This window comes from Parvularcula oceani (genome assembly GCF_000733125.1).
In the GTDB taxonomy this organism is placed as follows: domain Bacteria; phylum Pseudomonadota; class Alphaproteobacteria; order Caulobacterales; family Parvularculaceae; genus Parvularcula; species Parvularcula oceani.
This window is the reverse complement of the sequence record NZ_JPHU01000005.1, coordinates 168,179-180,264: the sequence shown is the minus strand read 5'-3', so window position 1 is coordinate 180,264 and position 12,086 is coordinate 168,179. Positions and strand designations below refer to the sequence as shown.

At 68.8% G+C, this 12,086-nt stretch carries 10 protein-coding genes; 7 read left to right on the top strand and 3 right to left on the bottom strand.

The window, feature by feature from the left end:
• Window positions 1-74 precede the first annotated feature (74 nt).
• Window positions 75-473 (top strand): DUF1489 family protein, encoded by a 399-nt coding sequence (locus IE88_RS0107820; protein ID WP_162178315.1) that lies wholly within the window; start codon window positions 75-77, stop codon window positions 471-473.
• A gap of 36 nt (window positions 474-509) precedes the next feature.
• Here the strand turns inward: IE88_RS0107820 and IE88_RS0107815 are convergent, their stop codons facing one another.
• The 3 genes from IE88_RS0107815 to bcp form a co-directional block, all read right to left on the bottom strand.
• The gene (locus IE88_RS0107815; protein ID WP_031552571.1) at window positions 510-1,079 is read right to left on the bottom strand and encodes a bactofilin family protein; all 570 of its coding nucleotides are present in this window, start codon (window positions 1,077-1,079) and stop codon (window positions 510-512) included.
• Window positions 1,063-2,400 (bottom strand): peptidoglycan DD-metalloendopeptidase family protein, encoded by a 1,338-nt coding sequence (locus tag IE88_RS17265; protein ID WP_081871520.1) that lies wholly within the window; start codon window positions 2,398-2,400, stop codon window positions 1,063-1,065. Before IE88_RS17265 ends, IE88_RS0107815 begins: the two co-directional genes overlap by 17 nt.
• A 237-nt stretch (window positions 2,401-2,637) precedes the next feature.
• Complete coding sequence (gene bcp / locus IE88_RS0107805; protein WP_031552563.1) at window positions 2,638-3,096, bottom strand: thioredoxin-dependent thiol peroxidase; 459 nt, start codon at window positions 3,094-3,096, stop codon at window positions 2,638-2,640.
• A 154-nt stretch (window positions 3,097-3,250) separates the two neighbouring features.
• Between bcp and IE88_RS0107800 the strand changes: the two genes are divergently transcribed.
• From IE88_RS0107800 to mrdA, 6 genes are all read left to right on the top strand, one after another.
• Complete coding sequence (locus tag IE88_RS0107800; RefSeq protein WP_081871519.1) at window positions 3,251-6,637, top strand: YhdP family protein; 3,387 nt, start codon at window positions 3,251-3,253, stop codon at window positions 6,635-6,637.
• Window positions 6,638-6,702: 65 nt separating this feature from the next.
• Window positions 6,703-7,470 (top strand): TVP38/TMEM64 family protein, encoded by a 768-nt coding sequence (locus IE88_RS0107795; protein WP_031552556.1) that lies wholly within the window; start codon window positions 6,703-6,705, stop codon window positions 7,468-7,470.
• Between the two features lie 75 nt (window positions 7,471-7,545).
• The gene (locus tag IE88_RS0107790) at window positions 7,546-8,586 is read left to right on the top strand and encodes a rod shape-determining protein (protein WP_031552554.1); all 1,041 of its coding nucleotides are present in this window, start codon (window positions 7,546-7,548) and stop codon (window positions 8,584-8,586) included.
• A gap of 109 nt (window positions 8,587-8,695) precedes the next feature.
• Entirely contained in the window at window positions 8,696-9,583 is an 888-nt protein-coding gene (gene mreC, locus IE88_RS17260; RefSeq protein ID WP_162178314.1) for a rod shape-determining protein MreC, read from the top strand.
• Window positions 9,576-10,097 carry a rod shape-determining protein MreD gene (locus tag IE88_RS18375; RefSeq protein ID WP_031552547.1) on the top strand — a complete coding sequence of 174 codons (522 nt, stop codon included), beginning with the start codon at window positions 9,576-9,578 and terminating at the stop codon, window positions 10,095-10,097. The genes mreC and IE88_RS18375 overlap by 8 nt, the downstream gene beginning before the upstream one ends.
• A 10-nt stretch (window positions 10,098-10,107) precedes the next feature.
• Window positions 10,108-12,084, top strand: coding sequence for a penicillin-binding protein 2 (gene mrdA, locus IE88_RS0107775; RefSeq protein WP_051881659.1), 1,977 nt, complete (start codon window positions 10,108-10,110; stop codon window positions 12,082-12,084).
• Window positions 12,085-12,086: the final 2 nt, after the last annotated feature.

Here is a 12,086-nt window from a genome sequence, read left to right as displayed (position 1 = left end):
CTCGGCGGCATGTCGATCGGCGGGCCCGCGCTTCGCTCAACCCCGAACCTGCCTTGTCTATGACGATCCACCTGATGAAGGTTGCTGTCGGCGCGAAGACGCCGGACGAGCTGGCGGCGCGCCTGCAGGCATTGCTCAAGCGCGACCCCGCGCTCGGCGTCAGCCACACGACCCGGATGTGGCCGAAGCGCGAGGCGGAGATCCTGCAGGGAGGATCGCTCTATTGGGCGGTGGCCAAGAAATTCGCGCTGCGCCAGCGCGTGCGCGGCCTCGAGCCTGTGGTCGTGGACGGGGTCCGCAAATGCCGGATCCTGCTGGACCCGGAACTGGTGCCGGTCAGATCGGTGGCGCGGCGGCCCTTCCAGGGGTGGCGCTATCTCGAACCGAGCAAGGCGCCGCCCGATCTCGCCGCGGGCACCAGCCGGAGCGAAGCCGAGCTCGAGCGGACGCTTGCCGAGCTCGGCCTTCTATAGGAGCGCGCCACGAAGCGTCCGGCTCCGGGGCGGGTGTCAGCCCGCCTTGGCCTTGAGGGGCTTGAGCCCGTCGGCGCCCGGGGCGCCGGCGGCGGAGAGGTCCGAGACGATCTCGGCCGGTTTCGCGCCAGGGGCCGGTTTCGCCTTGCGGCTCAGGCTCGGCGCATGGGCGGGGTCGTCCGAATGCTGAACATTGCCCTCGAACCGCGCGCCCGCTTCGATCGCGAGCGCGGTGTGGATGATGTCGCCGCGGACCAGGGCGCCGGCGGCCAATTCCACGCGGGTGGCGCGGATCGCGCCTTCGACCGTGCCGCAGACCCGGACCTGGTCGGCGACGACCTCGCCGTCGACCTTGGCCCCTTCGCCGATCACGAGAGAGGCGGCCTTGATATCGCCCTCGATCGCGCCGTCGAACTGGACTTCGCCCTCGGACTCGATCGCGCCGCGGATCACGACGTCGTCGGAGATGATCGAGGGAACGCCCGCGCCCTTCGCCGCTTTCGGTTTCGGAGCGGGCTTCTTCGCCGCCGCCGGTGAAGGAAGTGACGGCATTTCCGCCTCGCTCATAACGGCGTCGCCGCCGGTCTTCTTAGCTTTCGAAAACATACCGCCCTGCCTCGATGAATTTGAGTGGGTCCACCTGACGTCCCTTGTAGAGGATCTCATAGTGGAGGTGGGTTCCCGTCGACCGGCCAGTGCTGCCCATCAGCCCGACGACGTCGTGCAACTCGACCACCTGGCCGGTGCGCACCTTGAGGCGGCTCATGTGAGCGAACCGCGTTTTGAAGCCGTTTCCGTGATCGATCTCGACGGTCCGGCCGAAGCTGCCCCGCGTGCCCGCGAAGGTCACACGGCCCGCGGCCGTGGCGAGGAGCGGTGTCTGATGACCGGCGGCGAAATCGAGCCCGCGATGCGGCGCGCGCCGGTTCTTCTTGATCGGGTCCCAGCGCAGGCCGAACTTGGATGTGATGCGGTGGCGGTCGCCCACGGGAGCGGACAGGGGAACCGTCCGCATCGTGTCGCCCAGCGCCGTCATCTCCGCCAGCGTGCGGTTCACCCGCGCCGCCGTGCGGTAATAGGTGGTCGAGGCGGCAAGCCCTTCGAGCGGGATCAGCGGGCCGCCCTGGCCGGTGAAGCCATCGGCGTCACCGCCCGATAGCGGCCTGGCGAGCGTCTGGCGCCGTGCGCTGACGACATGGTCGAGGCCGATGCCGGTATGGTCGAGGATCTGGTTCAGCTCCGCGATCGCATGGCGCATGTCTTCTTCGAGCCCTGCCATCAGCACGACCTGGCGCGCGGACAGCTCGGCGGTCTCGGTGCGCATCTCGGTCAGGACGTCGTCGTCGAGGCCCGCAGTGGCGGAGGTGCCAAGAATGCTTCGCAGCGCCTCGTTCCGCAGGGCGGAGATGCGCGACTGGCGGGGGGTGGGCTCGCGGCCGACGGGATCGACCATGATGCGATTGCCCGATTCGAGCGTCTGTCCGCCCGGCGCGCCCGTGTCGGACAGCGTCTCGGCCAGCGTGCGCAGCCGGGAATCGACCGCATCCTTGTTCTCGACGAGCCCCCGCAGCGTTTCGTGCTGCGATTTCAGGCCGGTGATCGTGGAATCGAATTCGCGGGCATAGATGAGGTTGAGCGCATTGACCTCGTCATAGGCGCTCTCTGCCGTCTGCAGCTTGCGGCGGAAGGCCGATTCCTGGTTCCGGCGCTGCTGCTCCTTGGAGACGATGATCTGTTCCTTGAAGACCACGTTCACCGAAGCATAGGCGACCCACAAGAGCGCCGCCCCCGTGATGGCGGCCATCGCCATCTGCGTCCGGGTGGAAAGCTTGACGAAGCGGACGACGCCGTCGCTGCGATGGTAGATCTGACGCTCACGGAAGGCGCGGACCAGCGCACGCCCCATCCGTCCGTTCTCTCTACCCATGCGCCACTCCCTTGCCGGCTTGCGCGAAGGCAGGCCGGACCGACATTGCCGAACGTTGACGATCCTCGCCCCGCCGTGATTCTAGCACGGAGGCGGGCGCGGGCCGCAAGGCTCAGAACCTGCTGTAAACGAAATTTATTAATGACGATTGAGATTGCCGCCGGACTTTCCCGGCGGCCGTTTCACAGCTCCGCAAGAGCTGTGAACAGGATGTGGCGAAGGAAGGGCGGTCCGGCCTCAAAGTTCCCGCACAGCCTCGAGGACGGCATCGACATGGCCGGGCACCCGGACCTTGCGCCACGCCTTGGAGATCGTGCCGTCGCCGTCGATGAGGAAGGTGGACCGCTCGATGCCCATATATTTGCGGCCATACATGCTCTTCTCCTTCCACACGCCGTAGGCATCGCAGGTCTCGGCCTCCTCGTCGGAGGCGAGCGGCACGGTCAGCTCGTGCTTCTCGCGGAACTTGGCGTGCTTTGCGGGCTTGTCGCGCGAGATGCCCAGCACCGCGGCGCCCGCTTTGTCGAAGTCCGCGAGCTGCTCGGAGAAGGCGATCGCCTGCTTGGTGCAGCCCGACGTGTCGTCCTTGGGATAGAAGTAGAGGACGAGCGTCCTTCCCGCGAAATCGGACAGGGAGACCTCTCCCTCTTCGGTGGGCAGAGTAAAGGCCGGCGCCTTGTCGCCTTCTTCGATCATGGCTCGTTCCTTTCATGGCTGAGCTTGCCGGCTTATGCGGCTCCTGCCGTTTCGGTCCAGATGGTAAGGCAAGGCGCGCCGCGATCAGCTTGCGCCGGACCGAAGGGGGCCTCTACGCTCCGCTGGGCAGATCTACGCGGACATCCGGTGGGGAATGACGCTTCGAAAGGGGCACGAGGCGTTGTGGCGCGGCATGAGGGGCGGAGCGTTGCGCGGCATCGCGCTGCTCTTCTCCGTCATTTCGGGCCTCGCTCTGATTGTCCATCAGCAGGTCTCCTCGGACGGCATCCCGCTCGGCGTCTTCACCGAAACCGTGGAGGCGGCGCTGAACGGGCGGGTGGGCAATGCCGAGGTCTCGATCGGCGATGCGCGCCTGACGAGGTCCCGCACCGAGCCGAGCCTGTTCGCGCTGACGGCCCGCGACGTGGCCTTTCGCGGAGAGGATGGCGCGGTGCGCCTGCCGGACCTGTCCTTCGGCCTGATGGGGCGCGACATCCTGACCGGCCAGCGCCTGCCGCGCTCGATCGCGATCGAGGGCGCGACGCTCTTCCTCGTCCGCGACGAGGACGGTTTCTCCTTCACGAGCGGCGCCGCGGGGCCTTTCGATCTCGCAGCCTTCCTCGATCGGGCCGATACCAGCGAGTTCGAGGGCGCCCGTCTCGACGACGTGTCCTTGCGCTATCGCGACCAGACGACCGGCGCCGGCTTCGTCCTGCGCCATGCAACGATGCGGCTGGAGCCATCGGCCGAGGGCTTCGCGGGCGTGATCGAGGCGCCGGTCGGCAGCGGCCGGCTGCGGGTGGAGACGCGGATCGACACGCAGGCTCAGCGCGCCGAAGCGGCGTTCGACATCGACAGCGTGCCGAGCGAGGCCCTGCTGCCGCTCGTCCTCGGACCCGATGCGGGCGCGGGGCTGAGCATCGCGTTCAGCGGCGAGGCGAAGGCCAGCCTCGACCTCGCCGGAACGGCGGCGGAACTGGCCTTCGATCTTACAGGAGAGGACGGCATCCTGACCTTCGGGAAGGAAAGGCGCCGGATTTCGAGAACCAGGCTGGACGGACGCTATGAGGCGGGCGCGAGGCGTCTCCGCATCGACAGCTTCCTTCTCGAAGGCGAGGGCCTGCAGGGCCGGCTCTCAGGCGACGCCGTCCTCTCGCCGCAGGGTCCGCGGCTCACCCTGTCCGCCGAGGCGCTGACGCTGGCCGTCCCGGGGCTCCCCGCGCCGCTCGAAATGGACACGCTGGCGCTCCAGGCGGGCCTCAAAAGCGCGGAACGGACGCTCGAACTCACCGATCTCCGCGCCGCCTTCCCCTCCGGCGCAGGCCTGGAGGGGCGCATGGACCTCCTCCTTCCGGCCGGGGGCGAAGAGGGCCTCGGCATCGAGGGCGCCTTGTCGGGCAGCGGCGCGTTTCCGCGTCCGCTCGTCCTCGCCCTGTGGCCCGAGGCGCTCGCGCCGGGCGCCCGCCGCTGGATCGTCTCCCATCTCTCCGACGCGTCCCTGAGCGAATTCTCGGCGCGGATCGCGGTTCCAAGAGGCGGCCTTGCGAAGGGGCGGCGGATCGACAAGGACATGGTCGATCTCGCCTTCGCCTTTTCCGGCGCGGATATCGAGATATTGGACGGCCTTCCACCCGTGCGGAACGGGCGCGGGCGGGCTGCGGTCACGGGCGACGGGTTCACGCTGACGGCCGATGGCGGCGCGCTCGGCGGCGCGACCCTCGAGGCGCTCGACTTCGTCCTGCCGAGCTTCGCGCCGGACGGGCCGCCCGCCACCATCAGGGCCGCTTTGACCGGCGAGGTGCCGGCGCTGCTCACGCTCGCGGACGCGCCGCGCTTCGGATATCTGGCGCAGGCAGGGTTCGCGCCCGGAGATTTCAGCGGCGAAGGCCGCTTCGCCTTCACCCTGACCCGCCCCTTGCGAGCCCTCGGCGGCGGCGAGGAGCTGGAATTCTCCGGGGAGGGCCGCTTCGAGGAGCTGAGCATCGAGGGCTTGCCGGCGGGCATCGAGCTGAGCGGCGGGCGGGGCGAGTTGACGGTGACGCCGCAGCGCCTCGTCGTGAATGCCGCCCTCGACGCGCAGGGCGTGCCCGCCACGGCGCATCTGGAGCAGCGTTTCGAGCCCGACCGCGCGATCTTCCTGAAGGCGGAGGCGATGCTCGATGCCGGCTCGGCCGATGCCTTCGGCCTGCCATTGCGACGCAGGCTGCGCGGCGAGGTGCCGGCGACTTTCACCCTCGAAGGCCAGGAGCGGCCCGAGCTGGCTACGCTGTCCCTCGATCTGAGCGGCGCCGAGCTCCGCATGCCGGAGATCGGCATCGCCAAGGCGGCGGGCGCAGGGGGCAGCGCGCGGGTCGCCCTGCGGCTCCATCCCGGCCAGCCCTTATCGGTCGAGACGCTCAAGCTGGTCACCGACGACGTCCTGGTCGAAGGCAGCGCGCAGCTCGACGCCGCCGGCGGCCTCGTCGAGATCGACATGCCGCGCGTCTTCGTTGCGGGCCTTGCGGATCTGTCCGCGAAGCTGAGCCGCGGACGCGGCGAGCTGGCCCTGCGGCTCGATGGCCGATATCTCGATGCGCGCCGCCTGATCGACCTCATGCTGCGCGGCGGGGGCGCATCGGCCGGCGATGCGGCCATCCCGCCCCTGAGGATCGAGGCCGCCCTCGCCGAGGCGCAGCTCAAGGGCGGCGTGACCCTGCGCGGGTTCAGCGCGCGGGCGCAGCATGACGGCATGCTCCTGCACCGGCTGGAGGCCGGCGGCGCCTATGCGAGCGGCGGCCGAGTCGACCTGCGCGTCGCGCCGTCCGAAACCGGCATCGGCCGCGAAGTCCTGCTTTCGACGGGCAGCTTCGGCTCGATGGTCCGCGGGCTCTTCGGCATCACCTCCGTGACGGGCGACGCCGCGCAGCTCGCGGCCACGGCGATCGAGGACGGCCCGGTGGCGGGCACTTTCAGCGCCGAGAACATTCTTCTGCGCGATGCGCCCCTGGTCGCCCGCCTCCTGTCCATCGGCTCGCTCGACGGCCTCGCATCCATGCTGAACGGAGAGGGCCTTCAATTCGACCGGCTCGAGGGCGACCTCCAGCTCCATTCCGGCGTGCTGCGCCTTCAGGACGCGCGCATGACGGGATCCGCCCTCGGCCTGTCCGCGGGCGGGGAGGTGGATCTCGGCGGCCGCAATTTCGATCTCTCCGGCGCCGTGGCGCCCGCTTACGGCGTCAATTCCTTCCTGGGAGCCATTCCCGGCCTCGGCGACCTTCTCGTGAACAGGGAAGGTGAGGGGGTCGTCGCCTTCGCCTATGGCGTCGAGGGGCCGATCGCGGAGCCGACGGTGACGGTGAACACGCTCTCCGCTCTCGCGCCCGGCATCTTCCGGCGCCTGTTCGAGCCGATCCGGGAGGATCGCCCCTCGACCGAAGACCTGCTCGATGCGGCCCAGGCCGCCGCGAGGGCGGAAGCCGTCCCGAGCGCTGATCCTTCGCAACCCTCCCCTTCTTCTGCGCCCGAAGCGGCTGTAAGAAGGGACGCCGCAACAGCCGAATGACGGACGCTGGCTGTCCTTCCGCGATCTCGCCGTCCGTATTCCTTTCCCGTGCTTCCGGAGCGTGAATGACCGCCCTGTTCCAGTCTTTCCTGCGCTTCGTGAACAACATGGACGCGCGGGCCGTGACCTCGGCGCTCGTCACGATCGCCCTGTTCACGTTCCTCGTCGTGATGATGGTCTTCGGCAAGGACGAGCTGGGCCTCGACAAGGCCGCCGTCCAGGACACGATCGACCGCATCAGCGACAGCCCGCTCGCGCTCATCGGCGTCATCGCGGTCTATTGCGCCTTGGCGCTGACTGGGTTCCCGCAGACCTTCCTGATCGCGGGCACGGTGGCGGTCTTCGGCGCGCAGCAAGGGGCGGGCTATGCCTGGATCGCCACGATGATCTCCGCCAGCTTCACCTTCCTCCTCGGCCACGTGTTCGGGGCAAGGGCGGTGCGGCGTCTTTCGGCCGGGCGGGCCGCGACCATGATCGATGTCGTCCGCCGGCACGGCGTGGTCGCCTCGATGATGGTGAGGTGGACCCCGTCGGCGCCCTTCGTCGTGATCAACGCGATCTGCGGCGCGGCGCATATCCGCCTCTGGAAATTCTGGCTCGGAACCGGGATCGGCATCCTGCCGAAGATCCTCTTCATCGCGCTCTTCACCGACCAGATCGGCGAGCTGTCGAGCGCCTTCTCGCAGCGCGACCTGCGCAACCTCGCAGTCATCGCCGGGATCCTGTGCGCCTGGCTGGCGTTTCTCCTCCTGGTACGCCATCTTTACATGCGGATGCGCCGGACGACGCTGGCGGGACTTTCAGACGAGGCCGCCGGCCTTAACCCTAAATAAAAGCCGACGCGTCACTATACTGTCAGGGCAAGCAAGACGTCTCGGCAGGGACGGCGCACAATAGGATCGAGAGCCATGCTTTCAACGTTGTTCGGGATGATGTCGGCCGACATGGCCATCGACCTCGGCACCGCCAACACACTCGTCTACGTGAAGGGGCGGGGCATCGTGCTGAACGAGCCCTCGGTCGTCGCGATCGAGACGCGGCAGGGGCGCAAGATCGTCCGCGCCGTCGGCAATGAGGCGAAGGAGATGCTGGGCCGGACGCCCGGCGCGATCGAGGCGATCCGCCCGATGCGCGACGGCGTCATCGCCGACTTCGAAGTCGCCGAGGCCATGATCAAGCACTTTATCCGCAAGGTTCACAACCGCCGCAGCTTCGCGAGCCCGCGCATCGTCATCTGCGTGCCCTCGGGCGCCACGGCGGTCGAGCGCCGCGCGATCCAGGAATCCGCGCTCAGCGCCGGCGCCCGCCGCGTCGACCTGATCGAGGAGCCGATGGCCGCAGCTTACGGCGCGGACCTGCCGGTCGCCGAGGCGACGGGCTCCATGGTGGTCGATATCGGCGGCGGCACGACCGAAGTGGCCGTGCTCTCGCTCGGCGGCATCGTCTATTCACGCTCGGTGCGCGTCGGCGGCGACATGATGGACGACGCGATCGTCAGCTTCATCCGCCGCGAATACAATCTCCTGATCGGCGAAAGCTCCGCCGAGCGGATCAAGAAGCAGGTCGGCTCCGCCATGCTGGCCGAGGATTCCGAAGATCCGGTCATGAACATCAAGGGCCGCGACCTGATGCACGGCGTGCCCAAGGAAGTCCGCATCTCCGGCAGTCAGGTGCTCGAAGCCCTGCGCGAGCCGGTCAGCCAGATCGTCGAGGCGGTCAAGGTCGCTCTCGAGGCCACGCCGCCCGAACTGGCCGCCGACATCGTCGATACCGGCATCATGCTGACGGGGGGCGGAGCGCTCCTCAAGAATCTGGACCGCCTCCTGCGCGACGAGACCGGCCTGCCGGTTTCGATCGCTGAGGACGCGCTGTCCTGCGTGGCCCTCGGCACGGGCGCGGCGCTCGAAAACGACCGCGCCATGCGGGCGGCCCTGTCCACCGCGATGTAACGAGGGACGGGCGCGCGGCGCTTGCGCCGGGCGCTTCCCGCCCCGATAAGACCTGTGCCATCACGGGACAGTGAGCTGGCGCGGGGGCTTCGAGAAGGTGCCTATGGACATGGTGGGTCAGACGAGGCGGGACGGGCTGAGCCGGCGCGAGGCGCCGCGCTACGGCACGATCTTCCTTCTGGCCGTGTCCTTCTTCATGGTCGTCTTCAGCCTTTACGGCGCCCAGGCCTCCGTCTTCGAGAAGGCGCGCGAGAGCGTTATCGACACCTTCGAGCCGGTGCTCACAGTGGTCGGCGCGCCCGTGCGCTGGACCCAGCGCCGGGTCGGCGACGTGCAGGACTATTTCCGGCTGGCCGCCGAGAATGAGAGGCTGCGCCAGGAGAACGCCGAGCTGCGCAGCTGGATGCACGAGGCGCTGAACCTGCGCGAGCAGCTCGCCTATTACGAGACGATCCTCGACACCAAGCTTCCCGAACCGGCCGCCTATGTGGATGCCCGCGTCATCGGCGAGAATGGCGGCCCCTACCAGCAGGCCCTGATCCTGAGCGCGGGCGGGGGCGACGGCGTCCGCAATGGCAGCGCCGTGATCGACGAGAGCGGGCTTCTGGGCCATGTCGTCACGACCGGCGCGAAGGCGTCGCGCGTGCTTCTCGTCACCGATTTCAATGCGCGCACCCCCGTCTATATCGAGGGCTTCGGCGCCGAAGCGCTGCTCGCCGGCCGTTCGACCGGACGGCCCGTGATCGAGTTCTTCGCCGAACGCCCGCAGGACGCCATTCCCCCCGGTGCCCGCGTGGTCACCTCGGGCGCGGGCGGCCTTCTGCCGCGCGGCATCCCGGTCGGCCAGGTCGCCGGCACGAGCGGCGGAACGATCACCGTCGATCTTTATGCCGATACCCGTTCGTCCGACCTCGTCCGCATCGTGGACTATGCCTTCCCGCAGGATGTCGACGAGGACAGCGGCGCAGCCGAGCAGCGGACCAGCCTCGATGGCTGAGCCGACCCGCGCGCGCAGCGTGCTGGCGAGCGTCCTGCCGGCTCTGGCGCTCGTTCTGGCGGTGCTGCTCCTGCTCGTGCCGCTGCGGCTCTTCCAGGGCTATGTGCCGACGCCGCTCCTGCCCTTCATCGTCATCTTCCTCTACGCGCTCTACGATCCGGACGCCCTTCCGGCGCCCGTCATCTTCGCGGCGGGCCTCCTTCAGGACCTCCTTTACGGCGGCCCGCTCGGCGTCTGGCCCTCGGTCTATCTTCTCTCCCTCTACCTCGTGACGGGGCAGAGGACCTATTTCCTCGGTCGCGCGCGCGATGTCGTCTGGCTCGGCTTCGGAGTCGTGCTGCTGGTCGCGATGCTGCTTCTGTGGGCGGAGATGTCGATCCTGTCGGGGGGCTGGCTGCCGCTCTGGCCTGCGGTCTACCAATTCGTCATCACTGGCGCCCTTTACCCGGTGGGCGCCTATCTCTTCTTCTATCTTCGCGCGCGGCAGGGCGTGCGCGAAGAGTGGCAGGTCTGAAGGGGGCGGGATGCGCGTCGAGCCGTTCGACACTCAACGTCACATGGTGTTCACGCGCCGCGCCGCGCTGATGGCGGGCGGCTCGCTCGCGCTGTTCGGCGGCGTCGGCGCGCGCCTTTACAATCTGCAGGTCGCCGACCACGAGAACTATGCCGCGCTTGCGGACGATAACCGCTTCAATCAGCGGGTGGTCGTGCCCTTGCGCGGCGAGATCTACGACCGCTTCGGCAATCTCGTCGCCTCGAACCGGCAGGATTTCCGGGTCGTCCTGATCCCCGAACAGACGGGCAGCGTGGCAGAGGCGCTGGCCCAGCTCGAAGAGGTCGTTCCGCTGACGGAAGCGCAGCGGCACAGGGTCCTGCGCGACGTCACGCGCAAGCGGGCCTTCACCCCGATCCAGGTGGCGACCGGCCTCAGCTGGGACCAGTTCGCCGCTCTGGGCTTTCGCGGGACCGAGCTGCCCGGCGTGCAGCCGGAGGTCGGCGTGGCCCGCAGCTATCCCGGCGGGGACAGCGTGGCCTTCGTCGTCGGCTATGTCGGCGCGGCGACGGACCGCGATCTCGAGGCCGCCGAAAGCGACCAGCAACGCCTTCTCTACCGCCAGCCCGGCTTCAAGCTCGGCAAGGCCGGGCTCGAGCGTACCTTCGATGCGGCGCTTCGCGGCAAGGAAGGATCGAAGACCGTCCAGGTGAACGCCCATGGCCGCGTGATCGAGGAGGTCGCGAACAAGGGCCACGAACCCGAGCAGGGCGCGCCCCTCGGCCTGACCATCGATGCGGACCTCCAGGCCGAGACGATGGAGATCCTCGCCAGCGACTATGACGAATACCCCGAAGAAGAGGTCTCGCATCCCGTCAGCGCCTCGGCCGTGGTGCTCGATACGCAGACGGGCGACGTTCTGGTGATGGCGTCCGCGCCGGCCTACGACCCCAATGATTTCTCGAGCGGCATCGACCCGGCCCTCTGGCGCGAGCTGAACGCCTCGCCGCTCAAGCCGCTCCTGAACAAGCCGGTCGGCGGCGCCTATCCGCCGGGCTCGACCTTCAAGCTGCTGACCGCGATCGCGGCGCAGGAAGCCGGGATCGAGCCGGAGACGCGCTTCTTCTGCGGCGGCGGCTTCCGCTTCGGCGGGCACACGTTCAAGTGCTGGAAGCGCGCGGGCCATGGCTGGCTCGACATGGAAGATTCGATCAAGCACTCCTGCGACGTCTACTACTACAACCTCGCGACCAAGCTGGACGTCGACCATATCGCCGATGTGGCGCGCCGCTACGGCCTCGGCGGCACGTTCGACCTCGGCATCGGGGCCGAGGCCGAGGGGACCATTCCGAGCCGGGCCTGGAAGGCGGCCTATTACCGGTCCTCGCCGGAGAACCAGAAATGGTTCCCGGGCGAGACGCTGTCGGTGGCGATCGGGCAGGGGGCGGTCACCGCGACGCCGCTCCAGCTGGCCGTGATGGCGGCGCGTCTCGCCTCGGGCCGGCAGGTCGAGCCGCGCCTCGTCCGGGTCAGGGACGGCGAAGTCGTCCCGCCGGCAGATTTCCCGTCCATCGGGGGCGATCCGGACGATCTGGATGTCGTCCGCGCGGGCATGAACGCCGTGGTCAACGAGTGGGGCACTGCCGCCCGCTCCTCGCTGCAGCCCGACTGGCTGATGGCCGGCAAGACCGGCACCAGCCAGGTGCGCAGCCTGACCGTCGATCCCAAGACGGGGCGTACACTGAAGAACCACGAGCTTCCGTGGAACCACCGCGACCACGCGCTCTTCGTCTGCTTCGCGCCATATGATGCGCCGCGCTATGCCTGCTCCGTCGTCGTCGAGCATGGCGGCTCGGGCAGCCGCGCGGCCGGGCCGAGGGCGAGGGACATCATGCGCCGCGTCCTCGAGAAGGACCCGGCCGGCGCGGGGGCGCCGCCTCTCTGGCAGCCGGGCGACAAGCCGCGCCGCCAAGGCCAGCAGGTCGCGGCCCTGGGGCAGGACGGCTAGGC

What these genes read in the sequence shown, in the direction of transcription:
- IE88_RS0107820 (WP_162178315.1), top strand. Translation starts at nt 75, where the DNA reads ATGAAGGTTGCTGTCGGCGCGAAGACGCCGGACGAGCTGGCGGCGCGC.
- IE88_RS0107815 (WP_031552571.1), bottom strand. Translation starts at nt 1,079, where the DNA reads ATGTTTTCGAAAGCTAAGAAGACCGGCGGCGACGCCGTTATGAGCGAG.
- IE88_RS0107795 (WP_031552556.1), top strand. Translation starts at nt 6,703, where the DNA reads ATGACCGCCCTGTTCCAGTCTTTCCTGCGCTTCGTGAACAACATGGAC.
- mreC (WP_162178314.1), top strand. Translation starts at nt 8,696, where the DNA reads ATGGTGGGTCAGACGAGGCGGGACGGGCTGAGCCGGCGCGAGGCGCCG.
- IE88_RS0107800 (WP_081871519.1), top strand. Translation starts at nt 3,251, where the DNA reads ATGACGCTTCGAAAGGGGCACGAGGCGTTGTGGCGCGGCATGAGGGGC.
- IE88_RS0107790 (WP_031552554.1), top strand. Translation starts at nt 7,546, where the DNA reads ATGCTTTCAACGTTGTTCGGGATGATGTCGGCCGACATGGCCATCGAC.
- IE88_RS17265 (WP_081871520.1), bottom strand. Translation starts at nt 2,400, where the DNA reads ATGGGTAGAGAGAACGGACGGATGGGGCGTGCGCTGGTCCGCGCCTTC.
- IE88_RS18375 (WP_031552547.1), top strand. Translation starts at nt 9,576, where the DNA reads ATGGCTGAGCCGACCCGCGCGCGCAGCGTGCTGGCGAGCGTCCTGCCG.
- bcp (WP_031552563.1), bottom strand. Translation starts at nt 3,096, where the DNA reads ATGATCGAAGAAGGCGACAAGGCGCCGGCCTTTACTCTGCCCACCGAA.
- mrdA (WP_051881659.1), top strand. Translation starts at nt 10,108, where the DNA reads ATGCGCGTCGAGCCGTTCGACACTCAACGTCACATGGTGTTCACGCGC.